The sequence below is a fragment of the Phenylobacterium sp. genome, from assembly GCF_030680185.1.
Classification (GTDB): domain Bacteria; phylum Pseudomonadota; class Alphaproteobacteria; order Caulobacterales; family Caulobacteraceae; genus Phenylobacterium.
In genome coordinates, this window is the sequence record NZ_JAUXVZ010000048.1 from 38,190 (window position 1) to 65,060 (window position 26,871).

A 26,871-nucleotide genomic window follows, 5' to 3' on the forward strand; every position below is an offset into this window, starting at 1 on the left:
TTGGCGCGCCGCGGCGTTCGGCCTATGAACCGCTCCGACCTCTGGAGCCCGACCATGACCACCGACACGCCCCCCGATCGCCTGGCCACCAATCCTGACAGCCCCCACTATGACGAGGCGGCCCTGGCCCGCGGCGTGGGCGTGCGGTTCAAGGGCGTCGAAAAGAACAATGTCGACGAATATTGCGTCAGCGAGGGCTGGGTCCGCCTGGCGGTGGGCAAGACCCTGGATCGCAAGGGCAATCCCGTGACGGTGAAGCTGCAGGGTGAGGTCGAGCCCTACTTCCGGGACGACGGCCAGGGCTGATTTCCACGACGCGGCCTTGTGGCCCGCGCCACGGCGCCCCAGGTTCCCGGCCAACGGAACAAGGGAGACGCCCATGAGCGACGCTGTGAAGACCACCGGCCTGGAACTGCGGTCACTGATAACCTCCGACGGCGAGCTTCGCCTGTCGTTGGAGCGCGTGCCGACGCCCGAGCCCGGCCCGGGCCAACTGCTCGTGAAGGTGCAGGCCTCGCCGATCAACCCCTCGGACCTCGGCCTGCTGCTCGGGCCGGCCGACATGGCCACGCTCAAGGCCAGCGGCGAGGGCGCCGACGCCACGCTCACCGCCAAGGTGCCGCCGCAGCGGATGGGCGCGCTTCGTCCGCGTCTGGACCAGTCCCTGGCCGTGGGCAACGAGGGCGCTGGCCTGGTGATCAAGGCCGGCCAAGGCGCCGAAGCCTATCTGGGCAAGACCGTCGCCATGCTGGGCGGCGCCATGTACGCCGAACATCGCCTGGTGGGCGCGGCTGAGGTGATGGTCCTGCCGGAAGGCGCCACGGCGGCCGACGGCGCCTCGTGCTTCGTCAATCCGCTGACTGCGCTCAGCATGGTCGAGGTCATGCGCCGCGAAGGCCACAAGGCCCTGGTCCACACCGCGGCGGCCTCGAACCTCGGCCAGATGCTGAACAAGATCTGCCTCAAGGACGGCGTCCCCCTGGTGAACATCGTCCGCAGCGACGCCCAGGCAAAGATCCTGCGCGACATCGGCGCGAAGTACGTCCTCGACAGCACGTCCGACACCTTCATGGCCGATCTGACCGACGCCATGGAAGAGACCGGCGCGACGCTCGCCTTCGACGCCATCGGCGGCGGCGATCTGGCCAACAAGATCCTGGTGGCCATGGAGGCGGCGCTCAACCGCAAGGCCGAGGTCTACAGCCGCTACGGCTCGCCGGTTCACAAGCAGGTCTACATCTATGGCGGCCTGGAGCTGCGCCGCACCGAGATCGACCGCAGCATCGGCATGGCCTGGGGCGTGGGCGGCTGGCTGCTGACCTACTTCCTGCAGAAGATCGGGGCTGCCGACGCCCAGAAGCTGCGCGACAGGGTGATGGCCGAGCTGACCACCACCTTCGCCAGCCACTACACGGCCGAGATCTCCCTGGCCGAGGTGCTCAAGCCGGAGACCGTCGCCGCCTACACCCGCAAGGCGACCGGCGAGAAGTACCTGGTGAACCCCGCCAAGGCCTAAGGGCCGTTCCGGTCCGCCGAACGACCAGCCCGCCAGGCCATCGAAGGCCTGGCGGGTGCGGCGTCACCCCCCGGTCGCTCTGCAGCCCGAGCCTGATGCGATCGGACGCAATCGCCTGATCGTTGAATCAGGCTCTAAACTCCGAGTCTTGAGCGCGTTTGGTTCCGATAACCGGTTCCCACTTATCGGAACGCGCTCTAGAAGGCCGCCATGACCGCTGCGCCCGCGAAATCCCTGGCCGATACGGCCGCCGAGTTCGGCCTCAAGGCCGAGGAATATGACCTGATCGTCCAGCGCCTGAACCGCGAGCCGAACCTCGTGGAACTGGGCGTCTTCTCGGTCATGTGGAGCGAGCACTGCTCCTACAAGTCGAGCCGAAAACACCTGGGCAAATTCCCGACGACGGGACCGCGGGTGATCCAGGGGCCCGGCGAGAACGCTGGCGTCGTGGACATCGGCGATGGCCAGGCCTGCGTCTTCAAGATGGAGAGCCACAACCACCCCTCCTATATCGAGCCCTATCAGGGCGCGGCGACAGGCGTGGGCGGGATCATGCGCGACGTGTTCACCATGGGCGCGCGGCCTGTGGCCCTGCTGAACGCCCTGCGCTTTGGCGATCCTTCGCACCCCAAGACCAAGCGCCTGGTGTCTGGCGTCGTCGCCGGCATCGGCGGCTATGGCAACTGCGTCGGCGTGCCCACCGTGGCCGGCGAGACCAACTTCCACCGCGGCTATGACGGCAACATCCTGGTCAACGCCATGTGCGTGGGCCTGGCCGACGCCGACAAGATCTTCTATTCCGCCGCCCCCGGCCCTGGCCTGCCGGTGGTCTATTTCGGCTCCAAGACCGGCCGCGACGGCATCCATGGCGCCACCATGGCCTCGGCCGAGTTCGACGACGCCTCGGACGAGAAGCGCCCCACCGTTCAGGTCGGCGACCCCTTCGCCGAAAAGCTGCTGATCGAGGCAACCCTCGAGCTGATGGCCTCGGGCGCCGTGGCCGCCATCCAGGACATGGGCGCGGCCGGCCTCACCTCCTCATCCGTCGAGATGGCCGGCAAGGGCGGGGTCGGCATCGAGCTTGACCTTGACGCCGTGCCCCAGCGCGAAGAGGGCATGAGCGCCTATGAGATGATGCTGTCGGAGAGCCAGGAGCGGATGCTGGCCATCCTCAAGCCCGGCCGCGAGGCCGATGGCCAGCGCATCTTCGAGAAGTGGGGCCTGGACGCCGCCACCATCGGCCAGACCACCGACACCGGTCGCATCGTGCTGAAGCACCAGGGCGAGATCGTCTGCGACCTCCCGCTGGCGCCCCTGTCTGACGACGCGCCCCTCTATGACCGTCCCTGGGTCGCGCCGAGCGCGCAGCCGACCCTGGTCGCCGCCGACGTGCCGGCCCCCGCGGATTACGCCGCGGCCGTCCGCCAGCTGATGGGCAGCCCCGACATGGCGTCCAAGCGCTGGATCTGGGAGCAGTACGACCGCCACGTCATGGCCGACACGATGGAAGACTCCGCCACGGGCGCCGACGCCGGCATCGTGCGGGTCCATGGGACCAAGAAAGCCCTGGCCGTCACCTCTGACTGCACCCCGCGCTACGTGCTGAACGACCCCTTCGAGGGCGGCAAGCAGGCCGTGGCCGAGGCGTGGCGCAACCTGACGGCGGTGGGCGCCACCCCCATCGCCATCACCGACAACCTCAACTTCGGCAATCCCGAACGGCCCGAGATCATGGGCCAGATCGTCCGGGCTATCGAGGGCATGGCGCAGGCCTGCCGCGAGCTCGACTTCCCGGTCGTGAGCGGCAATGTCTCGCTCTACAATGAGACCAACGGCCAGGCCATTCCGCCGACCCCCACCGTCGGCGCCGTCGGCCTGATCGCCGACTATGACCGCCATGCCGACTTCTCCAGCCTGAAGCCCGGCGATGCGCTCGTCCTGCTGGGGGAGACCCGCGGCGAACTGGGCGCCAGCATGTACCTGCGCGAAATCCTCGGCCGCGAGGACGGCGCGCCCCCCAAGGTCGACCTGGCTCGCGAGCGCCGGACCGGCGACTTCGTCCGCGACATGATCGAGGGCGAGCAGATCGCCGTGGTCCATGACCTGTCCGACGGCGGCCTGATCGCCGCCGCCGCCGAGATGGCCCTGGCGTCCGGCGTCGGCATGACCCTGGAGCTTCAGGGCGCGCTGCCCCCTCAGGCCGAGCTGTTCGGCGAGGATCAGGCCCGCTATCTGGTGGCGGCGGCTGACGCTGACCCGCTGCTGGCGGCGGCCAAGGCTGCGGGGATTCCTGCGCGTCGCGTGGGTCTGGCCGGGGGCGCAAACCTCGGCGTGGCCGGGCTGTTCGAATTGCCTCTGGAACAGCTTAAGGATGCATACGAAGGATGGATGCCGGCGTACATGGGGTAAAGCGGAGCCTCTGTCAGGCGGCCGCGTTAAAGGTCGCCATGAAAACCTCCCTCCCCCATCTCGTCGCGCCCGCCCTCCTCCTGAGCCTCGCCGCATGCGCCGGCGCGCCCACCCAGGGTCAGTTCCTGTCCAGCTATGAGGACCTGACGCCCCGCACCGACATGGTTCGCGCCGGCGCCCTGGACCGCGCCGATAAAACCGCCCTGGCGAGCATCCAGTCGGTCCGCATCGAGCCGACGGTCTTCGCCCCCAGCACCAACGCCAAGGCCTGGATGACGCCCGAAGAGCAGACGATGATGCTGCGCGAGGTGGACGCCCAGCTCTGCTTCGAGCTCTCCGAACGTTTCGAGATCGCCGGGCCGGACGCCGCGCCGACCACGCCTCGGGTGCGCGCCGCCGTCACCGAGGTGATTCCCACCAATCCCGCGGGTTCAGCCGCTTCCGCAGCGGCGGGCTTTTTCATTCCTGGCCCCGTGGGCGTCCGGGTTCCGGGCGGCCTGGGCGGCCTGGGCGCCGAGGCCGAGCTGCTGGACGTGGCCGACCAGCAGATCGCCGCCATCGTCTGGCGTCGCACCGCCACCGCCATCGGCACGGACAATCCGTCACTCAGCCGCGTGGGCGACGCCCTGCAGTTCGTCGAGCCTTTCGCCGACGCCGCAGCCGCCACCATGACCCCTGAGGACCACAAACCGCGCGAGATCACCGCCGCCACCGATCCCTGCAAGGAATACGGCTCGCGGTTCCGCGTGGAAGGCTTCGGCGCCCGTTTCGTCACCGGCCTCTATGTGCCGCAGATGAGCGCCGCCCGCGCCGCCGAGGCCGAGGCCGAAGACGCCGCGCGCCCTGAAAAATGACGGCCATGGCCGGCTGTCTGCGGCCACGTTAGACTCCGCGCCCGCCAACCCACAGGAGTCTCCAAAATGGCCGGTCTCAAGGACAAGCGCGGCTTCATCGACAAGGACCGCCTCGACCTGTCGGAGCGCAAGGCCGTCGAATACTGGATGAAGCGCTGGGGCGTGACCCGCGACCAGATCACCGCCGCCCATCGCAAGGTCGGCCGGATGACGAAGGATATCGCCGCAGAGCTTGGCAAGCGCCGCTGAATTTCGCCGGTTGTTTATGCCTTAGCCAAAGCGCGCGCACGCCACAGCCCAGCCGCAAGCTTTGCCGTAAATCTTGGATAAGGCAAAGCTTTTGGCGCAGGTTGAGGCGTCATCTGGATGACATCGTTCCGTCATCATGTGGTTTTGGCGCCGCATAGGCTCCAAAATCGGGTCATATTTAGGCGCTTTTGATCCATATCTCGCCAAAATGAGCCCTTCGGGGCGTGCGGCTCCCATCCTTCCATGTTCGAAATTTCGGCAACCGAACTTTCATGGGACGAGCCGATGCCGACCAGAACCAACCTTCTCGCCACCACGCTGCTGTCCAGCGCCGCCGCCCTGACGGCGCTGGCCCTGCCACAAATGGCCGTGGCCCAGGACGAAGCCGTCGCCGTTGAGGAACTGGTGGTCACCGGATCCCGCATTCGGCTGCAGGATTTCGTGTCTCCCAATCCGGTCAGCACGCTTACCGGCGAGGCCATCGAGCGCTCGGGCGTGACCAACGTCACCGACCTGATGGAGAGCTACCCCGCGCTGGTGGGCTCCACCGACACCCAGGCGCTCTCCAACGCCGCCGACCGCGGCAGCGTCGGCCTGAACCTGTTGAACCTGCGTAACCTCGGGACCAAGCGGACCCTGGTGCTGGTGGACGGCCGCCGCCACGTCGCCGGCCAGGCCGGCTCGGCCGCTGTCGACACCAACGCCATTCCCGTCGCCCTGATCGACCGGGTCGAGGTGCTGACCGGCGGGGCCTCGGCCATCTATGGGGCCGACGGGGTCTCGGGCGTCGTCAACTTCATCACTAAGCGCAACTTCGACGGCCTGGACGTCCGCGCCCAGTATGGCTGGTCGGACCTGGGCGGCGGCGGGGAAAGCTTCGTTAGCGCCCTGGGCGGCCGCAACTTCATGGACGGCCGCGCCAACCTCACCGTCGGGCTGGAATATTCCAACCGCGACGCCCTGGATCCGAGAGATCGCGACTTCTCCCGGGCAGGCAGCCGCGAAACCCTGGTCAACAACCCGGCTGACTATCCTAACCAAAACCCCGGCGTGGACCGCGGCGCGTGGGGCGACACCGACCTCGTCTTCGCCCGGGACGCCCGCTACATCGACACCGGCCTGGGCGGCGGGGTCTATACCCGAGCGGACTTCGACCCCAACACCCTGTCGGGCGTGAGCTTCCAGGGCGACGGCGCCCCCTGGCGGGACGGCCTCTATACGGGCGGCTTCACCATGCTGGGCGGCTCAGGCACGCCGATCGATCTGTTCCAGACCGAACTGATCCCCGGCCTGGAGCGCTGGACCGGCTATGTCGGCGGCATGTTCGAGATCGCGCCGAACCACCGGATGTTCGCCGACTTCAAGTACAACAACGCCAAGACCAGCTTCAAATCCCAGCCGACCTTCGACTACGGAATCCTGGTTCCGATCGATAACCCATACATGCCCGACTCCATCCGCGCCGACGCCTTGGCGCCGGGCGGCACCGCAGCCGCCGACACCAGGCTCGATACGCCCGGCGTGCTGGTGGCCCGGGACAATTTCGACCTCGGCAATGTGCGCCGCGAGATCGAGCGGGAAACCTTCCGCGGCGTGATCGGCTTCGAGGGCGATCTGTCCCCGTCGGTGGCCTACAACGTCTCCTACACCTACGGGCAGACCAAGGAATCCAACACCGAGCTCAACAACCGCAACAATCTGCGCTGGTTCGCCGCCATCGATGCGGTGCGAGACCCGAGCTCGGGCAATATCGTCTGCCGCTCCACCCTCGATCCCTCGGCCATTCCCGACGGCGACCTGTTCGGGACCACTGTCGATCCTGACGCGTGGAACAGTGTCTATGTGGGCGGCGGTCAGGCGGCCGGCTGCGTGCCGATCAATATCTTCGGCGAGGGCGGCATCTCGCCGGAAGCCGCCGCCTGGATCAATGACGCGGCCACCTCGAACGCCAAGATCGAGCAGGAAGTCTTCAGCGCCTACATCACCGGCGACTCCTCCCAGGCCTTCTCGCTGCCCGCCGGTCCCGTCGGCTTCGTGCTGGGGACCGAGTATCGCAAGGAAAAGAGCAGCGACACGCCGTCGGACGATGAGCTGCTGGGCGCCCAGCTCGGCTACAACGTCACCTGGCTTGGTCAGGGCGCCGTGGAGAGCGGCGAGTTCGAGGTCCACGAACTGTTCGGCGAACTGGCCGTCCCCATCCTCCGCGACCTGCCGCTGGTGGAGTCCCTCGACCTCAACCTCGCCTACCGGTTCTCCGACTATTCCACGATCGGCACCACCGACACCTGGAACATCGGCGCCCAATGGCGGGTGACGCAGGACCTGATGATCCGCGGCAGCCGGGCCCGGGCCGTGCGCGCGCCCAACATCACCGAACTCTTCCTGCCGCAGAGCCAGACCTTCCGGACCATCACCGACCCCTGCGACACGCGCAACGTCCAGTCCGGCACCGAATTCCGCGTCGCCAACTGCACCGCGGCCCTGGGCTTCAACCCGGTCGATGTGGAGTTCATCAACACCACGTCGTCTTCGGTGGAAGGTGTGATCGGGGGCAATCGGGACCTGGGGGCCGAAACCGGCGACACCCAGACCCTTGGCCTGGTCTTCACTCCGCGCTTTGCGCCGGGCCTGTCCATGTCGCTGGACTATTACCGCATCACGCTGACCGACGCGGTGAATCTGTTCACCGCCAACGCCATCATCGAGAGCTGCTACGATCTGGAACAGCCCAACGACTTCTGCGGCCTGTTCACCCGCGCCCCGGGCAGCCAGTTCGTGGACTCCTTCCAGGAGTATTCGGTGAACGTCTCGTCCTACGAGACGGCCGGCTTCGACTTCTCGATGCAGTACCTGCTGAACCCGGTGGACTTCGGCGTTGTGCGCGACATCGGGACCTTCCAGTTCAATCTGGTGGCCAACCGGCTGACCAAGCTGGACTTCGTCGAGATCGAGGGCGCCCAGGCGTCCAGCGAGTTGGGCTTCGCCGGCGCGCCGAAGTGGCAGGCCAACTTCGACGTGACCTGGATGTGGAACGACCTGATGGTCAACTACGGCTTCAACTGGTTCGACGAGACCAAGCGCTTCACCGATGAGCGCCGCGCCTCCAATCCCAACTATGTGCCGGACGGCTATTGGTACTGGTCGCCGCGGGAAACCCACGACATCCAGGTCCAGTACACCTTCCAGGATCGCTACCAGGCCTATGCCGGGGTGAACAACTTCACCAACCAGCTGCCCGACCGGGGCTCCACCGGTACGGCGGGCACAGGCGCCGCCCCCTTCACCGAGGGCGCCTCGCCCGTCGGGCCGCTGGGCCGCTACTTCTATGTGGGCATGAAGAGCAGCTTCTAAGGCTCTCATCCCATCGGGGCGAGGGAGGGCGGTCGCATGCGGCCGCCCTTTCTCGTTCGGGGCCCGAAAGGCCATGCTAGGCTGGCGCCAATCCCAGCCTCTTCCCTATGAGCTCGCCCATGGATCGCAGAACGTTTCTCTTCTCCGCCGCGGCGGCGACGGCCCTGGCCACCAGCGCCCGGAGTCAGGCCCTCAATCCTCAGGACCAGCGTCTGCGGGCCCTGTTCGACCAGATGTTCGAGGACATGCTGGATCATTCGCCGCAAAGCGTGACGCGGCTTGGCCTGCATCAGGGCGCGCGGATGGCGGCCAAATCGCAGCTGAACAGCGCCTCCATCGCCGATCTCGCCGCCGACAAGGCCCGCACCGCCCGCCATCTCGGACAGCTCAGGGCCCTGGATCCGGCCAGCCTCAGTCCTTCGGAAGTCCCGCACTATGAGGCGGTGCTCTTCACCCTCAGCGCCGACGCCGAGGCCAATAGCCGCTATGCCTACGGCGACGCGGGCGCCGGCGATCCCTATGTGATCTCGCAGCTGAACGGCGCCTATCGCTCGGTCCCGGACTTCCTGGGCACCCAGCACGGCATCGAGACCAAGGCCGACGCCGAGGCCTATCTCGCCCGCCTCTCCCAGTTCGCCGAGGTCATGGACCAGGAAACCGAGCGCAGCCGCCGGGACGTTGGCCTCGGCGTCATCCCGCCCGACTTCGCCCTGGAGCGGGCGCTCACCCAGATGGAAGGCCTGAAGGGCGATCCGTCCGCCTCCCCGCTCGTCACATCGATCGCCGACCGCGCCCGCGACAAGGGGATCGACGGCGACTATGCCGGCCAGGCCAGCGCCATCTATCTGGAAAAGGTCATCCCGGCCCTGGATCGCCAGATCGCCTGGGTCCGCTCCCTGCAGCCCCAGGCCGTCCACGACGCCGGTTGCTGGCGCCTGCCCGTTGGCGAGGCCTATTACCGCGACGCCCTGAAAAGCTCGACCACCACGACGCTGACCCCCGACGAAATCCACGAACTGGGCTGGGAGCAGGCCAAGGCCCTGTCGGCCCGGGCTGAAGTAATCCTCCAGGGCGAGGGCCTGACCCAGGGCTCGGTGGGGGAGCGGATCCAGGCCCTCTTCAAGGACCCGAAGTACCTCTACGCCGACACCGACGAGGCCAAGGAGCAGCTGATCGCCGACCTGAACGCCCAGGTGGCCGAGATCACGCCTCGCCTGCCCCAGGCCTTCGGCGCCCTGCCCCAGGCCGCCGTCGAGATTCGCCGGGTGCCCAAGTTCATCGAGGCCGGCGCGCCGGGGGGCTATTACAACCGCCCCGCCCTGGATGGCTCGCGGCCCGGCATCTACTGGATCAACCTGCGGGATTCGGCCGAAAACCCCAGCTGGACGCTGAAGACCCTGACCTATCACGAGGCCATTCCGGGCCACCATCTGCAGCGCTCCCTGCAGCAGGAGGCCGACCTGCCCATGCTGCGCAAGATCGCCGGCTTCTCGCCCTACAGCGAAGGCTGGGCGCTCTATTCCGAGCAGCTGGCCCTGGAGATGGGCATGTATGAGAACGACCCCCTGGGCGAGCTCGGCCAGATCCAGGCCTCCCTGTTCCGCGCCGCGCGCCTGGTGGTCGACACCGGCATGCACGCCAGGCGCTGGAGCCGCGAAAAGGCCATCGAGACCATGACCCAGATCGACGGCAGCCCTGCCAGCTCGGCGGCCACCGAGATCGAACGCTACAGCGTCTGGCCAGGCCAGGCCTGCAGCTACATGGTCGGCAAGCTCACCTGGCTGCGCCTGCGCGAAAAGGCCAAGACCGCTCTGGGCGACCGCTTCGCCCTGCCGGCCTTCCACGACGCCACCCTGCTGTCGGGCGCCATGCCGTTGACCGTGCTGGAGAGCGTGGTGGACCGCCACATCGCCGCGCGCAGCATCTAGGAGGGACCGTTCACGGCAAGGGCGAGGCGACCCGGCCGGCTGCCCCAGGCCTCAGCCCGCGCCGACCTCGCCGATCTCCGCGCAGGTGTCGAGGAGGTGTTCGACCACCGTCTCCAGGTGATCGCCCTGCATGAGACGCTGGGGCCCCGAAATGGTGATGGCGGCGGCGGGGACGCCGCCTGGCCCAGGCAGTACGGCCGCCACCGCCAAGGCCCCTGGCGTCAGGGCGGCGCTGACCGCATAGCCCTGCCGTCGAGCCGAGGCGACCTCCGCCATGAGCTGCTCCACCGACAGGCCCGTATCCGGGCTCGCCGTCAGGCCGCGCTCAATCACAGGCCTTGCGTCGGCCATTCTGCTGAGGAACGCGCGGCCCGACGCGGTGATGATCATCGGCGCCCGCGTGCCGTTCATTGGGGTGTAGCGCAGCAGGCGCGCGGTCGCGACGCGGTCAAGGAACAGCACCTCGTCGCCTACCGGCGCCACGAGCAGAGCGGTGTCTCCGGTCAGGACGTGCAGCTTGTGCAGATGGGGTGAAACCGCCCGGCGCAGGCCATTGGCCGTGATGATGCTGACCCCGATCTCCCAGGCCTTCAGGGTCGCGGCGTAGCGGGTGGTCTCCGGGTCACGCTCCACATAGCCGAGTTCCACCAGCGTGCTGAGCAGACGGTGGACATTGCTCTTATGCAGGCCGACGGCCTCGGTGATCGCGGCCAGCCGCATGGGGCGGCGCGAGCGCGCCAGGACCTCGAGAACCAGGAAGGCTTTGGCGACGGTCGTGTCCATGAGGCTCGCCCCGCAGGAAGAGTGGTCTGTTCTGAATATCGGAACGATGTCGCGATGGATAGACTCCATTTTTGAATTCGTCCAGGATGACAAAATAATCCGCCGTTTTTTGAGTGGAGCGTCAATTTTGGGGGAAGCCATGTTGAGATCTCTGTCCCTGCGCAGCGCGTCGACCTGCGCCCTTCTGGCCGGTGCGAGCCTCGCCGCAAGTTCCGGGCTGGCGAACGCCCAGACCACCGAGGTCACCGAGGTCGTGGTCACCGGCTCGTTCATCCGGGGCACGCCGGAAGACGCCGCCTTGCCGGTCGATGTGCTGAGCGCCCAGGACCTTCAGAAGCAGGGCGCGCCCGCCCTGGTGGACGTCATCAAATCCATCCCCGGCGTTCAGAGCGTCCTTGGCGAAACCAACCAGTTCGCCAGCCAGGCGACGACTGGCTCGGGCAACATCAATCTTCGCGGCCTGGGCGCCGTCCGCACCCTGGTGCTGATGAACGGGCGCCGCCTGACGAGTTCGCCCGGCGGCAGCGGCGTGGACACCAACCTCCTTCCCACCGCCGCGATCGGCCGGATCGAAGTGCTGAAGGACGGCGCCGCGGCCACCTATGGCTCCGACGCCATCGGCGGGGTGGTCAACTTCATCACCCGCAGCGACCTCAACGGTTTGGAGCTGAACGGCAGCTACACCCACATCGATGGCTCAGACGGCGACTACAGCCTCAGCGCCAACTACGGATGGGTGGGTGACCGGGGCGACATCCTGCTCTCGGTGGGCCATCGCCATCGGTCCGAACTCGACACGCTGGAGCGCGACTGGGCGGTCAATTCGTATCTGGAAAATCCCAACGGCAGCTGGTCGGGTTTCGGCAATCCCGGGACCTATATCGCCGGCGCGACACGGATCGTCGATCCGGCCTGCCAGACCTTGGGCAACACCCTGGTGACCTCTGCCGCTGGGACGCAGAGCTGCTATTTCCAGTTCGGCCGCTTCAACAATCTGGTGGAGACGGAAAACCACTATCAGGTCTACGGCCAGCTCAACTGGGACCTCGGTGAGACCACGCGGTTCCACGCCGAGGCGCTCTATGCCAGCCACGACGTGCCGCACGAGGGGACCTCACCCTCCTACGGGCCCACCCAGGCGTTCGGACCGGGCGCGGCGTCGGGCTCCTTCATCATCCCCCGCAGCAATCCCGGCCTTTGCGGGACTGCGGGAACCGCCGCCTGCCTGCCCGGCAGCCTGTTTGGTCAGCTCACCCCGGCTCAGCAGGCCGCCGTGAACGGCTCGGGCTTCGTGGCCGGCAATATTCTGCTGTGGCGGCCCTATGGCGCTGGCGGCAATCCGCTGACCGGTGGCTCCAAGCCCGATAAGCGCTTCTTCGAGGGCATGCGCTTCTCCGCCAGCCTCAGCGGCGAGTTTGGCGGCGGGATCGGCTGGGACGTCGCCGCCACCCACATGATCAACCGCAGCGACATCGTCACCTACGACATTCCTGTCGCGCGTCTCCATTACGCTCTGAACGGCCTTGGCGGCCCAGGCTGCGACACCGATCCCGCCACGCCAGGGGTGCAGGGCGGCGTTCCGGGGGTGGGCTCTTGCCTCTACTACAACCCCTTCTCCAGCGGCATCGCGGCCAACGCCGCCACGGGCGAGACCAATCCCAACTACCTGCCCGGCTCTCCGGCGGCCCAGGCCAACAGCCAGGAGATCGGCCGCTGGCTGTTCCAGCCCTATGGCTATCAGTCCGAGGCGACCCTCACGGTCATCGACGCCGTGCTGAACGGCCAGGCGCCGATCGACTTTGGCGCCGGCCCGGTCGGCTGGGCGCTGGGCGCCCAGCACCGAACCAACGGGTTCTCCCGGGACGTCAACGACATCAACAACATCGCCCTCAATCCCTGCCCCGAGGAAGGCGTCACGAACTGCGTCACCGGGCGCGGCAACGGCGTCTTCGGCTTCCTCGGCCCGCTGACGGAACAGGACCTGGAGGGAAATGTCCTGGCCGCCTTCGGTGAGCTCCAGGTCCCGATCACCGAAGCCCTCTCCATGCAGCTGGCCCTTCGCCATGAGGAACACAGCAACGGCGTGGGTTCGACCACCAACCCGAAGATCGCCCTGCGCTGGCAGGCGACCGACTGGCTGGCCCTGCGCGGCTCGGCCGGCACGACCTTCCGCGCGCCAACCCAGTCCAACCTGCTGTCGGACGCCAACACCACCCAGGCCTTCATCACCCAGACCAGCGGCTACAGGGCCTTCGACACCTTCGGGAATCCCGACCTCAAGCCGGAAACCGCCAATACCTACAATGTCGGCGCCATCGTCAGCCTGGGGAATTTCAACGCCACGGTCGACTACTGGACGTTCGACTTCCAGGACACGATCGAAGCTGAATCCGGCGCCGGTCTGCTCTCGACCATCTTCCCCAACGGCGCTTCGACGACCCTGCCCAATGGCTGCGTCGATCCCGCCCTCGCGGCGCTGGTCGCGCGCTTCACCTTCCAGAGCGGCGTGTGCGCGCCCAACAATATCCAGCGTGTGCGGCTGGGGATCATCAACGGCTCGGACATCAAGACCTCCGGCGTCGACTTCTCCGCCACCTACCGGGCCAATGATGTCTGGGGCGGGGCGATGACCTTTGGCCTCGATGGCTCCTACCTGCTGAAATACGACTCCGCCGCCTCGTTCATCGAAGGGGTTCAGGTGCAGGGCGCCCAGGAGCTGGCGGGAACGCACGGCGGCACGGCGGGCGGAAGCTCGTTCCCCGAACTGCGGGCCAATGTCTTTGCCGAGTACGCCCGGGACATTCACAACCTGCGTCTGACCGTGCGCTACATCGACAGCATGCAGGATGTGCGCGATGGCCGCTTTGGCGGGACCAACATCTTCGGTCCCAATGGCGCGGTCGCCGGCTTCACCCTGCCCGAGGGCGCGAAGCTGGACGCCTTCGTCACCGCCGATGCGAGCTACCGGGTCCTGCTGCCTTGGGAGACGACGATGACGGCCACGGTGGTGAACCTGTTCGACACCGATCCGCCCTTCGCCCGTCGCGATCTCAGCTATGACCCGGCGACCGCCAACCCCCTGGGCCGCACCTATCGATTGAACGTGACCAAGCGGTTCTGATCTTTCCCCGAACCGAGGGTCCCACCTGAGGGCCGGCCGCCTGGCCGGCCCTTTTTCTCTGGAGGCTTCAGGCCTCCGTCGCCCGGCGCAGCAGGTCGAGCGCCGCGGCGGCGAAGGCTTCCATATTGGCCTGGCGGTCGTCCGAGCCGGTGCGAAGGGTGGTGACCAGCTCGACAGGCCCCGACAGCGCAATGCAGGTGTGGCCGGCCGGGTCGCCATAGCCGTTGCCGGTCGGCCCCGCCGCGCCCGTCTCCGACAGGCCCCAGTCGGCGCCGAACCGCTCGCGGACCGTGCGGGCCAGCAGCAGCGCATAGGGTTCGGACGCCGAGCGCATGCCGGCCACGGCCTCGCGCGGGATCTCCAGCAGGCTCATCCGCGCCTTGCCCGTATAGACCACCGCGCCCCCCAGATAGTAGGCCGAGGCGCCCGGCACGGCGAGCAAGGCCGCCGAGATCAGACCGCCGGACGAACTCTCGGCCACCGCCACCTTCTGTCCGCCCGCCTTCAGGCCTCGCCCACCTGCGCCGCCAGTTCCGCCAGATTGCTCATGCTCGTCTCACTCCCGTTTTCGTCGCAAACCTAGCAGGCCTCGGCGACGAACGTCTTGGCCGCAAGCCGTCTCCGGCCCATGATGGCGTCAATTAGAAGCGCCGCGATTTTCGGGAGGATTTTCACATGGACGCCCAATCACAATGGACGGGCCTGGACGCCACGCGTCTGGACCGCATCGCCGACCACCTGCAACGCAACTATATCGAGCCGCAGAAGATCGCCGGCTGTCAGGTCCAGGTCGCCCGCCACGGCCACATCGCCTACGAGAAGGCCTTCGGCTCCATGGACCTGGAGCGGGCCAAGCCGATGCGCGACGACGCCATCTTCCGCATCTATTCCATGACCAAGCCGATCACCTCGGTCGCGCTGATGATGCTGTACGAGCAGGGCCATTTTCAGCTGAACGACCCGGTCAGCCGGTTCGTGCCGTCCTGGCGCAACCACCGCGTCTGGGTGTCCGGCGAGGGCGACGACCTGGTCACCGAGGCGCCGCACCGGCCGGTGACCTTCCGCGACGTGCTGAGCCACACCAGTGGCCTGACCTATGGCGGTGGCCTGCCCGGCGTGGGCGTCCAGCATCCGGTGGACAAGATCTACCGCGGTCTCAAGGTGCGCTCCGTGGGCGGCGCGGACTCCATGCAGGAGTTCATGGACAAGCTTGGCCAGGTGCCCCTGCTCTATCAGCCGGGCACGCGCTGGATGTATTCCCTGGCCACCGACGTCTGCGGCGCCCTGGTCGAGATCATCTCCGGCAAGCCCTTCGACCAGTTCCTCAAGGAAGAGATCTTTGAGCCCCTGGGCATGGTCGACACCGCCTTCCACGTCACGCCCGACAAGATCGAGCGCTTCTGCGCCAACTATCAGCGCGGGCCCGACAAGAAGCTGAAGCTGATCGACGATCCCGGCGGCGAGAGCCAGTTCGTCCGCGAGCCCGGCTTCAAGTCCGGCGGCGGCGGCCTGACCGGCACGGTGGCCGACTATGGCCGCTTCACCGAGATGCTGCGCCGCGGCGGCGAACTGGACGGCCATCGGATCCTGGGGCCCCGCACCCTGGAAATGATGCACATGAACCATTTGCCCGGCGGCAAGGACCTGACCCAGCTGGCCATTGGCGCCTTTTCCGAGACCGCTAATGAGGGCGTGGGCTTCGGCCTCGGCTTCGCCTCGACCATGGGCCAGGTGGAGACCGGGTCCCTGGGCGTCGGCGACTATTACTGGGGCGGCGCGGCCTCGACCATCTTCTGGGTCGATCCCAAGGAGGACCTGACCCTGGTCTTCATGACCCAGCTGATGCCGTCGGGCACCTTCAACTTCCGCGGCCAGCTCAAGAGCCTGATCTATTCGGCCATCACCGACTGAGGTCGCGCGCGCGGGGCCGGCCTCGGTCGGCCCCGCCGCTCACTCGGCCAGCTTCGACAGCACGAAGGCGAACAGGAAGCCCGCCACGGCGATGAGGCCCGAGGCCTCGTGCGCCTCCTCCGTCGCCTCGGGGATCATGGTGTCGACCAGCATGGCCAGGATGGCGCCCGCCGCCACGGCGGTGACCGCCGCGATCACCTCGGGCGGCGCGTCGGCCAGGGCCGCATGGCCCAACATCGCGGCTGCGCCAGAAGCCAGGGCGATGGTCCCCCAGACGCCGAACACATAGCGCGCCGAACGCCCGGCCCGCTTCATGCCCGCCACGCTCGAAAGACCCTCGGGCAGGTTCGACAGAAAGACCGCCGCCACCGTCACCAGGCTGACGCCGGTTCCGTCCAGCAGGCTGACCCCGATCACCACCGACTCCGGCACGCCGTCCAGCAGGGCGCCGATGGCGATGGCCAGCCCGCCGTTCGCCGTGGCGGCGGGCTGCGACTCCGCCGGATTGAAGCCCGAGCGCTTGCGATGCCGGGCGCCCGCGCGGGAGACCGCGATATTGGCCAGGGTGTAGGCCAGGGCGCCGCCCAGAAACCCGCCGCCTGCCGCAGCCAGTCCCCCTTGCGTGAAGGCCTCGTCCATCAGGTCGAAGGCCACGGCCGAGATCAGCACGCCGGACCCCGCCGCCATGACCCCGGCGATCAGCCGCTTGGGCAGGTCGAGGAACCAGGCCAGGAGCGCGCCGACCATCAGGGCCGATCCGCCGACAAGGCCCCAGAAGCCTGCCTCCAGCATCTCTGCTCCTTATTTCCAGTGGCCGACCCGACCAGATCGGGCGATCCTTGACGCCCCATGCTCCGGTAGAAGGGCTGCGCCATGGATCTTCTGGTCAATATCGATGTGCCCGACCTTGAACGCGCCGAGGCCTTCTATGTGGCGGCGCTCAACCTGACGCCGACGCGGCGGTTCGGCCAGGGCGGCGTGGAGTTGTCGGGCCTGCCCGTGCGGCTCTATCTGCTGGAAAAGCCCGAGGGCTCCATCGGCGCCGGCGACCAGCCCCGCCACTATGGCCGCCATTGGACGCCGGTCCACATGGACGTGGTGGTGGACGATCTCGAAGCCGCCCTCGCCCGCGCCCTCGCCGCCGGCGCCACCCTGGAGCAGCCGGCGCGCACCGAGGTCTGGGGCAGGATCGCCCTGCTCGCCGACCCCTTCGGCCACGGCCTCTGCCTGATCCAGTTCCTCAACCGCGGCTATGACGAGGTGAGCACGGCGGTTTAGGGCGCAGCCTCAATCCGCCGCACGGTCCCCGATCCAGGCCCGCGTGGCGCTGAGAATTTCGTCGGACAGCGCCTCGTCGTCGGCTGTTCGCGCCAGGATGACCGCGCCGACCATCGAGGCCCAGAGGCCGATCGCCTTCTGCCGGGCCTGCGGCGCATCCGTAGACGAGATCGAGGCGGCGATCCGGCTGATCTGCGAGCGGAGACTGTCGGTCATGGCGGCTCGAGCTTCGGGCGTCTGGCGCCGCGTATCGGCGGCCAGAGCCGCCATGGGGCACCCCTGCGCCACGCCATCCCGATGCCGGGGCGACAGATAGCCGTCCAGGAAGGCGTCAAGACCCTGCCCGGTCGTCTCGCCCCCCTCCGAAATGTGCGCCAAGGTCTGGGCGATCAGGTCGTCCTTGGATGCAAAGTGGCCGTAGAAGCCCCCGTGCGTAAGGCCAGCGGCCTGCATCACCTCGGCCACACTGACCGACGCGAAACCCCGCTCACGAAAGAGCCGCCCCGCGGCGTCCAGGATACGCAGGCGGTTGGCCTGCATCTGCTCTCGGCTGACTTTCATCGACGCTCTCCACCATTGACACTTACATGATGGCCATCATATTTGGCAACATTCATGATAGTTATCATGATTAAGCCCGACGACCCTGGAGATTCCCAATGCCCGCCCTGCCTTCCGTCCTGATCACCGGCGCCTCGAGCGGCATCGGCGCCACCTATGCCGATCGCTTCGCCCGTCGAGGTCATGACCTGATCCTCGTCGCGCGGGACACGGCGCGTATGGACGCCCTGGCCGAGCGGCTGCGCGACGAGACCGGCGTGTCCATCGAGGTGACCCCGGCCGACCTGACCCGCAGCGAGGATCTGGAGGCGGTCGCCGCCCGGCTGCGCGCAGATGAGCGCATCGGCGTGCTGATCAACAATGCCGGCGCCAGCCTGAGCGGCGGCTTCGCCAACCAGTCGATGGCGGACGTGCTGAAGCTCATCGCCTTGAACGTGTCGGCCGTGACAGGCCTGGCGAACGCCGTCGCGCCCCGTTTCGCGCAAAAGGGCGAAGGCGCCATCGTCAATATCGGCTCCGTGGTGGGTCTGGCGCCCGAATTCGGCCTTTCGGTCTATGGGGCGACCAAGGCCTTCGTGCTCTTCCTGTCGCAGGGCCTCGCCCTCGAGCTTGGCCCCAAGGGCGTCTACGTCCAGGCCGTACTTCCGGCCGGCACCCGCACCGAAATCTGGAGCCGGTCCGGCGTGACCCCCGACAACCTGCCGCCGTTGATGGAGGTGGGAGACCTCGTGGACGCCGCCCTGGCGGGGTTCGATCTCCGAGAGCCGATCACCATTCCGCCCCTGCACAATGGGGGCCTCTGGGACGACTTCCATACCGCCCGCCAGGCCATGCTGCCTGGCTTCGGCCAGATCGAGCCCGCCGCTCGCTATCGCCAGACGGCCTAGGCCGCCGCGGCCAGGGCGTCGCGGGCCTGGCTGGCGATCTCCAGGGAGCGGACACGCTTGGCCTGGTCGAAGATCTGGGCGGTGATGATGATCTCGTCGGGGCGATGCTCGGCCACGAACCGCGCCAGGCCGGCGCGCACGGTCTCAGGCCCGCCCACCACCGCCTTGGAGAGCGGCGAGCCCGGCGCCACCGTGCCGGCCAGCGCGCCTTCCGCATCCTCGATCGGCGGCGGCAGGGGGCCGGGCTGGCCCCGGTGCAGGTTCACGAAGGCCTGCTGCAGCGAGGTGAAGAGATATTTCGCCTCGGCGTCGGTCTCGGCCGCCACCAGGTTGAGGGCCAGCATCAGGCGCGGCTGGTCGCCGGGCTGGGCGGGGTTGAACTGTTGCCGATAGATCTGGGCGGCCTGGTCCATCATGGCCGGCGCAAAGTGAGAGGCGAAGGCGTAGGGCAGGCCCAGCGCCGCGGCCAGCTGGGCGCCATAGAGGCTCGAGCCCAGCACCCAGACCGGCACCTTGGAGCCCACGCCCGGCACGGCGCGCACGGTCTGGCCCGGCTGCGCGTCGTCCAGCAGAGCCATCAGCTCCATGACGTCCTGCGGAAACTGGTCGACGCCGCCGGCCAGGTTGCGGCGCAGGGCGCGGGCGGTGACCTGGTCGGTCCCCGGCGCCCGGCCGACGCCCAGGTCGATCCGCCCCGGATAGAGGGCGTCCAGTGTGCCGAACTGCTCGGCGATGATCAGCGGCGCATGGTTGGGCAGCATGACGCCGCCGGCCCCCAGCCGGATCGTCGAGGTCCCCTCCCCCACATAGGCCAGCGCCACGGCGGTCGCCGCGCTGGCGATGCCGGTCATGTTGTGGTGCTCGGCCATCCAGTAGCGCGCAAACCCCAGCCGCTCAGCGGCGCGGGCCAGGTTGCGGCTGTCGCGAAGCGACTGACCAGGGCTGCCGCCCTGCACGATGGGCGAAAGGTCGAGAACGGAGATCGGGATCATGGAGGGGTATATAGGTGGGCGCAGCGGGATTGCTCGGGGTGGGCGAAGAGCATCAGGCGCCGGTCACCGGGAACTCACAGGGCTGCGGTGAGCGCTGCGGGGTCTTCCCGGCTTCCTGCCAGGCTCGCGCGCGCCTGCTGGGTCTCCCGCCGTGGCGGGGCGCCGAACATCCGGGCGTACTCGCGGCTGAACTGGGACACGCTCTCATAGCCCACCGAGAAGGCGGCCGGCCCCGCCCGCTCGCCTTCGGTCAGCATGCGGCGCCGAGCCTCCAGAAGACGCAGATGCTTCTGGTACTGCAGCGGCGACATGGAGGTCAGCGCCTTGAAGTGCTGATGGAAGGCCGAGGGACTCAGGCCCGCGAGCCCCGCCAATTCGGCCACACTGAGCGGCGTATCGAAGTGCTCACGCAGGTGATGGATGGCGACGGCGATCCGCTGCGGCGGTCCCTCGGGCAGGACCATCCGGGCGACGTTCGCCGCCGCGCGGCTGGTCATCAGCCAATAGGCGATCTCGCGCATGACGCCGGGATAGAGGATGTCGATCGCGGCCGGCTGCTCGACCAGCTCGATCAGGCGCAGCATGGCCGCGCCGATGCGCTCATCAACCTCTTCGACCACCAGGCCGAGCCCGGCGGGGCCGCGGGGCTGGGCGGCCTTCTCCATTCGGGTGACCACATCGAGAATGATGTCCGGATCAAGCGCCAGAGTGGCGCCGATGAAGGGCTTCTCCGGCGTGGCGTCGATGATCTCGCTGAGCACCGGCACCTCAACCGTGATGACAAGGGACTGCATGTGGCCGTAGGTCAGGGTGCTGTCGCCGATCATCACCCGCTTGGCCGCCTGGGCGATCAGGCATAGCGAAGGGCGATAGGTCATGTGCCGCGGCGGCACGCAGCCATAGGTGCGGATCAGCCGCAGACCTGGGACGTCCGTCTCGATCCCCCCATTCTCGACCCCTTGCCGGTCAAGGACTCCTGCGATCGCGTCAGTCAGTCGGCTGGCCATCTCATCCTCCCATTTCGCGATCCAAGGGCTACGCCCTTGATCAGGCGCCGGCAAGGCGACCTGGAGTTTCAGGCAAAAAACGCGGCGTATCCGACATTCGCTTTTGCGGCCAGGCGAACGAGCTTGAGGGCCTCAAACGACCGCCCTGGCGGTCCTGAAGTCGGAGCCTCTCATGAGCCGTTGGACCACCGAAGACATCCCGCCGCAGAGGGGCCGAACCGCAGTTGTGACCGGCGCCGCGGGTCTGGGCTTTGAGACCGCCCGGGCGCTGGCCCGCGCGGGCGCTCAGGTGATTCTCGCCAGCCGAAATCCGGCGACGGGAGCCGAAGCCATCGCGCGCATCAAGCACGAGACCCCCTCAGCCCTGGTCCGGTTCGAGGCGGTGGACCTGGGCGACCTTGGCTCGGTCGCCGCGCTCGCTGGCCGCCTAAGCGACCAGATCCAGAGGCTGGACCTGCTGATCAACAACGCCGGGGTGATGACGCCGCCGCGCCGGATGGAGACAGCCGACGGCTTCGAGCTGCAGTTCGGGGCCAATTATCTGGGCCACTTCGCCCTGACCGCCCTGCTGCTGCCGCTGCTGATGAATGCGGGGCAGGCGCGGGTCGTGACGGTGTCGAGCGTCGCAGCGCGACAGGGGCGGATCAACTTCTCGGACCTGCAAGCGCGCGAAGACTACAACACCATGCTTGTCTACGCCCAGTCGAAGCTGGCCTGCCTCATGTTCGCCCAGGAACTGCAGCGCCGCAGCCAGGACCGTGGCTGGGGGGTGGCCAGCATGGCCGCTCATCCAGGCATTTCGCGCACCAGGCTGCTCTACAATGCGCCGGGCGGACCGACCCGTGTCAGGCGCACCCTGCGCGCCCTGTTGTGGTTCATGTTCCAGCCCGCGCCCCAGGGCGCCCTGCCGCAGCTATTCGCAGCGACAGCGTCGGCGGCCGAGGGCGGCGCCTACTACGGCCCGGACGGATTCGCCGAACTGAATGGCTTTCCGACCAAGGCCCGCATGCCCCGGCCGGCGACGGACGAGACCGCCTGCGTTCGCCTGTGGGAGGTCTCGGAAGACCTGACCGGCGTCAGATTCCCGGGCCAGTCATGACAGATTCCAATCCCATGCAGACGCCATACGCCAGTGGCTGGCGCCTCTTCGCGCTCCTCGCCGCCCTGGTCCTGATCAACGCCCTCGGCCAGATCGACCGCATCCTGCCGTTTATCCTGGCCGAGGCGATCAAGACCGACCTGTCGCTATCGGACACCCAGATCGGTCTCCTGACCGGCGTCGCCTTCGCCGTCTGCTACACCCTGCTGTCCCTCCCCCTCGCCCGCGCCGCCGACCGCGGCTCGCCCCGAATTGTACTGCTGATCTGCCTGGGGGTCTGGAGCGCGATGACAGCGCTTGGGGGCATGGCGGCAAGCTTCCTGTTCCTGGCGCTCACCCGGTTCGGCGTCGCCGTCGGCGAGGCCGGGGCCATCCCCTCCGGTCACGCCCTGATCGCCCGCCTCGTCCCCCCTGAGCGCCGCGGCCTGGCCATCGGTCTTTTCTCCATGGGCATTCCCCTGGGAACCATGATCGGCTTTGCGGCCGGCGGCGCCATGGCCGACACCCTGGGCTGGCGCACGGCCCTGGTCGGGTTCGGGGCCGCCGGCGGCCTGGCGGCCCTGCTCGCCCTGCTGGTCATCCGGCCGACCCCGCCCCTGCCTCGCGCCGAGGCAGACGACCAGCCGTTCCTCGCCTCAGCGCTCCGGCTCGCCGCCGCGCCCGGCTTCCGTTGGCTGTTAGCCGGGGGCGTCGCCATTGGCTTCGGCACGGCCCCCTTCTACGCCTTCTCCGCCCCCTTCCTGATCCGCACGCATGGGTTCACCGCCGGCGAGGTCGGACTCGCCTTCGGCCTGCTCCAGGGTCTGATGGGCGTCCTTGGGACCCTGCTCGGGGGTCGCGCCTTCGACCGCGCCGCCCAATCCAGAACAGGCCATGTGCTGCGCCGTCCGGCCCTCGCCCTGCTGATCGCCGCCCCGGCGCTGACCGCAGGCCTGTTCGCGCCGGAGGGCTGGATGTCGATCGCCCTGTTCGTGCCCGGCATGTTCGCCTTCGCCTTCCTCCTGCCCTCGGCCTTTGGCGCGGCGCATCTCGTCGCCGGCGCAGGTCGCCAGGCCCTGGCCTCCAGCCTGATGATGGTCGCCTCGGGCCTCCTGGGGCCAGCCCTTGGCCCCGTCATCGTCGGCATGATCAGCGACACAGTGGCCGCTACGGGCCTCACCAACAGCCTGGGGTTTGGCCTGCTGATCGTCCCCGTCGGCGTCGCCCTGTCTGGTCTGGCCTGCCTGATCGCCGACCAGCGCATTTCAGCCCAGCTACGCGCCGCGCCCGTCAACGCCCCACGCTTCTCATATTCGACCTGAGGGGACATTCGATAAACCTGAGGACGTGGCCAACCTCATCACCGCTGTGGGTTCGGGAGATGGCGGATGGATCGACAGGTGGTCTTGGCCAATGGCGGCCTCTCCTGATCGCTGACTGAGGTTGGCGACAGGACAGGTCGGCCAGCCTCAGGCTTCCCCCGCCCCCTTACCCCGTCACCACCGCCGCGAACCGCCCGTCGAAATCCCGCGCGATGTCGGCCAGCGTCACCTCGCCGAACTTGGCGATGACCAGGGCCTCGGCGGCGGCCAGGGTGTCGGCGACGGCGGCGTTGACGGCTTGTTCGACTAGGCAGCGGGGGTCGTCGTCGGCCAGGCCGATGGCGAACAGGCGCGGGTCGCCCAGGGCGCGGTAGATGTCCAGCAGGCTCACCTCCGCCAAGGTGCGGTTGAGCGCCCACCCGCCGCCGTGGCCCTTTTCGGAGCGCACGATCCCCTGGTCGCGCAGGCCCGCCATGGTGCGGCGGACCACCACGGCGTTGGTGTTGAGCATCTGGGCCAGGTGCTCGGACGTCATGGCGCCGTCGTGGCGGTCCATGTGGATCAGGGCGTGCAGCATGCGCGAGAGGCGGCTGTCGCTTCGCATGGGGGCTCTCCGGTTGGCCCTCAACCATAGGCCATAATTCTCGAAACAACAGGAGTTGCGTGAACGACTTCCGCACCCCATCATGTAACTTCTAGAGCGGCGAGATGGCCGTGACCCCTGATCAGGAGTTTCCCATGTCCTATGACGTCATCATCATCGGCGGCAGCTTCGCCGGCATGTCGGCCGCCCTGCAGCTGGCGCGGGCGCGGCGGCCGATCCTGGTGGTGGATGCGGGCCACCCCCGCAACCGCTTCGCCGACGCCTCCCATGGTTTCCTCGGCCAGGACGGCGTGGCGCCGGCGACCATCATGCGCGAAGCCCTGCGCCAGCTCAGCGCCTATCCGAGCGTGGACTTCATCCATGGCCAGGCCACCTCCGCCACAGGCGAGCTCGACCGGTTCGAGGTGGTTCTGGAGGCTGGCGCGGCCCACGCCGCCCGCCGGCTGGTGCTGGCCACCGGGGTCGCCGACACCCTGCCGGACATCCCGGGCCTGGCCGAGCGCTGGGGCCAAAGCGTCATGCACTGCCCCTATTGCCATGGCTATGAGGTGCGTGACCGGCGGATCGGGGTGCTGGCCAACCATCCGATGTCCAGCCATCAGGCCCTGATGCTGCCCGACTGGGGGCCGACCACCTTCTTCACCCAGGGCATGGTCGCCGTGGACGAAGAACTGGCGGCGAAGCTGGCCGCCCGAGGCGTCGCGGTCGAGACCACGGCGATCGTCGAGGTGCTGGGCGAAGGCCTGGCCATCTCAGGCGTGCGCCTGGCCGACGGCCGCAGCGTGGCGCTGGAGGCCATCTTCACCGCGCCGCAGACGGCGCCGGCCAGCCCGCTCGCAGCCCAGCTGAACTGCGCCTTCGAAGACGGCATGACCGGGCAGCACGTGAAGCTCGAGGCCGGTCAGCTCACCACCGTGCCGGGCGTCTACAGCGCCGGCGACGCCGCCAGCCCCATGCACAACGCCACCCTGGCCTCGGCCGCCGGCGTCATGGCCGGGATCGGCGCCCACCAGTCGCTAATCTTCTAGCCATCCGGTCAAAGCCCGGCCATGAGGAGGCCAATGAGCGGGCGAACGCGCCGGGCGGCTGGACAAGACCCCGCAACCTTGGCGCTATGACCCACGAGTCGAACAGGAGCCCCCCATGGCGACGGAAGCAAGCGGACTGAGCCTGGGTCACGCCGTGGTGCTGCTGGGCGCCGCGGTGATCGCCGTGCCGCTGTTCCGGCGGCTGCAGCTGGGTTCGGTGCTGGGCTATCTGGCGGCGGGCCTGGTGATCGGTCCGTTCGGCCTGGCCTTCATCTCCGAACCCGAGACCATCCTGCATGTGGCCGAGCTCGGCGTGGTAATGTTCCTGTTCATCATCGGCCTGGAGATGCGGCCGGCCAAGCTGTGGAATTTGAGGCGGGAGATCTTCGGCCTCGGCGCCGCCCAGGTAGTGATCTGCGCCGCCCTGCTGTCGGGTCTGGGCGTTCTGGCGGGCCTGCCCCTCGTGCCCGCGGTGATCGGGGCCAGCGGCTTTGTCCTGTCCTCCACCGCCGTGATCATGAAGATGCTGGACGAGCGGGGCCAGACGGCCAGCCCGGCCGGCCAGCGCGCGGTGTCCATCCTGCTGCTGGAGGACCTGGCCGTCGTGCCCCTGTTGGCGCTGGTGGCCGTGCTGGCCTCGGTGTCTGGGCAGAGCGTCGAGGCCAGCCGGCCAATCTGGCTCTCCATCCTCATGGCGATCGGCACCCTGGCGGCCCTGCTGGCGGCCGGCCGCTGGTTGCTCAATCCGTTTTTCGGCCTGCTGGCGCGCACCGGCGCGCGGGAGATCATGACGGCGGCCGCCCTGCTGGTGGTGTTGGGGTCGGCCGTGTTCCTCGACTGGGGCGGACTGTCCATGGCCATGGGCGCCTTCCTGGCCGGCGTCCTCCTGTCGGAGTCCACCTTCCGCCACCAGCTGGAAGCCGACATCGAGCCCTTCCGCGGGATCCTGCTCGGCCTGTTCTTCATCAGCGTCGGCATGTCGCTGAATCTCGCCGTGGTGACCGAGTCCTGGATGCTGATCGCCGGCGGGGTCGTGGCCTTCATGGGGATCAAGGCCGCGGGCATCTACGGCATCGCCCGCCTTTTCCGGGCCAGCCCCCGGGAGTCGATCGAGCGGGCGGCCCTGTTCGCCCAAGGCGGCGAGTTCGCCTTCGTCCTCTATGGGGCGGCCCTGGCTGGCGGCGTCATCGATGCGCGGACCAGCGCCATCATGACCGCCATCGTCATCCTCTCCATGGCCCTGACGCCGGTGGTGATCATCGTGCTGGACCGCCTGACGCCGCGCCTGAAGCTCTCCATGGACGGGGTGGAAGAGGCCAACGGCCTGCGCGGCCAGATTCTGCTGATCGGTTTTGGCCGCTTCAGCCAGGTGGTCAGCCAGCCCCTGCTGGCCCGCGGTTTCGAGATCGCCCTGATCGAGAACGACGTGGAGATGATCCAGGCGTCCGCCAATTTCGGCTTCAAGGTCTATTATGGCGACGGCGCGCGCCTCGACGTGCTGCGGGCCTCCGGCGCCGAGACCGCCGAGGCGATCATGGTCGGCGTCGACAAGCCCGAGGTGGCCGACCACATCGTCGAGCTGGTGAAGTCCGAATTCCCCCACGCCAAGCTGTTCGTGCGGGCCTATGACCGCGGCCATTCCATGCGCCTGACCCAGGCCGGGGTGGATTTCCAGATCCGCGAGACCTTCGAGTCGGCGCTCACCATGGGCGAGCGCCTGCTGCTCGACCTCGGCGTCGAGCCCGAGGACGCCGCCGAGACCATGGCCGAGGTCCGTCGCAGCGACGAGGAACGGTTCGAGGCGCAGCTGGTGGGCGGCATCGAAGCCGGCCGCGGCATGATGCGCGGCAACATGGTGACGCCGCAGCCGACGCCCTTCTCCAAGCCCCGCCGCGAGGCCCAGGCGATCAATCCCGAGGCCGCCGGCCTCATCGCTGAAAAGGCCGCAAATCGCGAGACCGAGCCCACGGCCTAGGCCGCTCTCGCCACGGC

General features: G+C 68.1%; 22 protein-coding genes. 15 read left to right on the top strand and 7 right to left on the bottom strand.

The genetic code is table 11. The annotated features are described in order from the left end of the window. The first annotated feature begins 24 nt into the window (after positions 1-24). The 7 genes from Q8L83_RS11435 (at position 25) to Q8L83_RS11465 (ending at position 10,307) form a co-directional block, all read left to right on the top strand. Positions 25-306: a DUF3297 family protein gene (locus Q8L83_RS11435; protein ID WP_305287028.1), complete on the top strand. Its 282-nt coding sequence runs from the start codon at positions 25-27 to the stop codon at positions 304-306. A 73-nt stretch (positions 307-379) separates the two neighbouring features. Beyond that, a complete protein-coding gene (locus Q8L83_RS11440; RefSeq protein WP_305287029.1) occupies positions 380-1,516 on the top strand; it encodes a zinc-binding dehydrogenase in 1,137 nt (378 codons plus the stop codon). 210 nt (positions 1,517-1,726) lie between these two features. Continuing rightward, positions 1,727-3,925 carry a phosphoribosylformylglycinamidine synthase subunit PurL gene (gene purL / locus Q8L83_RS11445; protein ID WP_305287031.1) on the top strand — a complete coding sequence of 733 codons (2,199 nt, stop codon included), beginning with the start codon at positions 1,727-1,729 and terminating at the stop codon, positions 3,923-3,925. A gap of 38 nt (positions 3,926-3,963) precedes the next feature. Next, complete coding sequence (locus Q8L83_RS11450) at positions 3,964-4,779, top strand: DUF3313 domain-containing protein (protein ID WP_305287033.1); 816 nt, start codon at positions 3,964-3,966, stop codon at positions 4,777-4,779. A 66-nt stretch (positions 4,780-4,845) separates the two neighbouring features. Continuing rightward, positions 4,846-5,028: a DUF3606 domain-containing protein gene (locus Q8L83_RS11455; RefSeq protein WP_293320868.1), complete on the top strand. Its 183-nt coding sequence runs from the start codon at positions 4,846-4,848 to the stop codon at positions 5,026-5,028. A 285-nt stretch (positions 5,029-5,313) separates the two neighbouring features. Further along, positions 5,314-8,379 carry a TonB-dependent receptor domain-containing protein gene (locus tag Q8L83_RS11460; protein ID WP_305287035.1) on the top strand — a complete coding sequence of 1,022 codons (3,066 nt, stop codon included), beginning with the start codon at positions 5,314-5,316 and terminating at the stop codon, positions 8,377-8,379. A 119-nt stretch (positions 8,380-8,498) separates the two neighbouring features. Continuing rightward, entirely contained in the window at positions 8,499-10,307 is a 1,809-nt protein-coding gene (locus Q8L83_RS11465; RefSeq protein ID WP_305287037.1) for a DUF885 family protein, read from the top strand. 51 nt (positions 10,308-10,358) lie between these two features. On the opposite strand, the gene Q8L83_RS11470 is transcribed toward Q8L83_RS11465, so the two are convergent. Next, on the bottom strand, positions 10,359-11,090 hold the full coding sequence (locus Q8L83_RS11470; RefSeq protein WP_305287039.1) for an IclR family transcriptional regulator: 732 nt from the start codon (positions 11,088-11,090) through the stop codon (positions 10,359-10,361). Between the two features lie 139 nt (positions 11,091-11,229). Between Q8L83_RS11470 and Q8L83_RS11475 the strand changes: the two genes are divergently transcribed. After that, the gene (locus Q8L83_RS11475; RefSeq protein WP_305287041.1) at positions 11,230-14,211 is read left to right on the top strand and encodes a TonB-dependent receptor domain-containing protein; all 2,982 of its coding nucleotides are present in this window, start codon (positions 11,230-11,232) and stop codon (positions 14,209-14,211) included. A gap of 67 nt (positions 14,212-14,278) precedes the next feature. On the opposite strand, the gene Q8L83_RS11480 is transcribed toward Q8L83_RS11475, so the two are convergent. Then, the gene (locus tag Q8L83_RS11480) at positions 14,279-14,692 is read right to left on the bottom strand and encodes a CinA family protein (RefSeq protein ID WP_370868387.1); all 414 of its coding nucleotides are present in this window, start codon (positions 14,690-14,692) and stop codon (positions 14,279-14,281) included. A gap of 194 nt (positions 14,693-14,886) precedes the next feature. On the opposite strand from Q8L83_RS11480, the gene Q8L83_RS11485 reads away from it, so the two are divergent. Next, positions 14,887-16,122 (top strand): serine hydrolase, encoded by a 1,236-nt coding sequence (locus Q8L83_RS11485; protein WP_305287043.1) that lies wholly within the window; start codon positions 14,887-14,889, stop codon positions 16,120-16,122. 39 nt (positions 16,123-16,161) lie between these two features. Here Q8L83_RS11485 and Q8L83_RS11490 read toward each other — a convergent pair whose 3' ends face one another. Then, on the bottom strand, positions 16,162-16,914 hold the full coding sequence (locus Q8L83_RS11490; protein WP_305287045.1) for a ZIP family metal transporter: 753 nt from the start codon (positions 16,912-16,914) through the stop codon (positions 16,162-16,164). Between the two features lie 81 nt (positions 16,915-16,995). On the opposite strand from Q8L83_RS11490, the gene Q8L83_RS11495 reads away from it, so the two are divergent. After that, positions 16,996-17,400 (top strand): VOC family protein, encoded by a 405-nt coding sequence (locus Q8L83_RS11495; protein ID WP_305287047.1) that lies wholly within the window; start codon positions 16,996-16,998, stop codon positions 17,398-17,400. A 9-nt stretch (positions 17,401-17,409) separates the two neighbouring features. Here the strand turns inward: Q8L83_RS11495 and Q8L83_RS11500 are convergent, their stop codons facing one another. Further along, on the bottom strand, positions 17,410-17,961 hold the full coding sequence (locus tag Q8L83_RS11500; RefSeq protein ID WP_305287050.1) for a TetR/AcrR family transcriptional regulator: 552 nt from the start codon (positions 17,959-17,961) through the stop codon (positions 17,410-17,412). Positions 17,962-18,059: 98 nt separating this feature from the next. Between Q8L83_RS11500 and Q8L83_RS11505 the strand changes: the two genes are divergently transcribed. After that, positions 18,060-18,848 carry an SDR family oxidoreductase gene (locus Q8L83_RS11505; protein ID WP_305287052.1) on the top strand — a complete coding sequence of 263 codons (789 nt, stop codon included), beginning with the start codon at positions 18,060-18,062 and terminating at the stop codon, positions 18,846-18,848. Here Q8L83_RS11505 and Q8L83_RS11510 read toward each other — a convergent pair. Both Q8L83_RS11510 and Q8L83_RS11515 read right to left on the bottom strand, forming a co-directional pair. Continuing rightward, the gene (locus Q8L83_RS11510) at positions 18,845-19,840 is read right to left on the bottom strand and encodes an LLM class flavin-dependent oxidoreductase (protein WP_305287054.1); all 996 of its coding nucleotides are present in this window, start codon (positions 19,838-19,840) and stop codon (positions 18,845-18,847) included. The genes Q8L83_RS11505 and Q8L83_RS11510 overlap by 4 nt on opposite strands. Positions 19,841-19,914: 74 nt before the next feature. Continuing rightward, positions 19,915-20,847 (bottom strand): AraC family transcriptional regulator, encoded by a 933-nt coding sequence (locus tag Q8L83_RS11515; protein ID WP_305287056.1) that lies wholly within the window; start codon positions 20,845-20,847, stop codon positions 19,915-19,917. Positions 20,848-21,019: 172 nt separating this feature from the next. Between Q8L83_RS11515 and Q8L83_RS11520 the strand changes: the two genes are divergently transcribed. Both Q8L83_RS11520 and Q8L83_RS11525 read left to right on the top strand, forming a co-directional pair. Further along, positions 21,020-21,946, top strand: a complete 927-nt coding sequence (locus tag Q8L83_RS11520; protein WP_305287058.1) for an SDR family oxidoreductase — start codon at positions 21,020-21,022, stop codon at positions 21,944-21,946. A gap of 14 nt (positions 21,947-21,960) precedes the next feature. Next, the gene (locus Q8L83_RS11525; RefSeq protein ID WP_305287061.1) at positions 21,961-23,247 is read left to right on the top strand and encodes an MFS transporter; all 1,287 of its coding nucleotides are present in this window, start codon (positions 21,961-21,963) and stop codon (positions 23,245-23,247) included. 166 nt (positions 23,248-23,413) lie between these two features. Here Q8L83_RS11525 and Q8L83_RS11530 read toward each other — a convergent pair whose 3' ends face one another. Then, a complete protein-coding gene (locus tag Q8L83_RS11530) occupies positions 23,414-23,851 on the bottom strand; it encodes an Rrf2 family transcriptional regulator (RefSeq protein ID WP_305287063.1) in 438 nt (145 codons plus the stop codon). A gap of 104 nt (positions 23,852-23,955) precedes the next feature. Here Q8L83_RS11530 and Q8L83_RS11535 point away from each other — a divergent pair, with 104 nt between their 5' ends. Both Q8L83_RS11535 and Q8L83_RS11540 read left to right on the top strand, forming a co-directional pair. After that, positions 23,956-24,879 (top strand): NAD(P)/FAD-dependent oxidoreductase, encoded by a 924-nt coding sequence (locus Q8L83_RS11535; RefSeq protein ID WP_305287065.1) that lies wholly within the window; start codon positions 23,956-23,958, stop codon positions 24,877-24,879. 115 nt (positions 24,880-24,994) lie between these two features. Next, on the top strand, positions 24,995-26,854 hold the full coding sequence (locus tag Q8L83_RS11540) for a monovalent cation:proton antiporter-2 (CPA2) family protein (protein ID WP_305287067.1): 1,860 nt from the start codon (positions 24,995-24,997) through the stop codon (positions 26,852-26,854). Positions 26,855-26,871 lie beyond the last annotated feature (17 nt).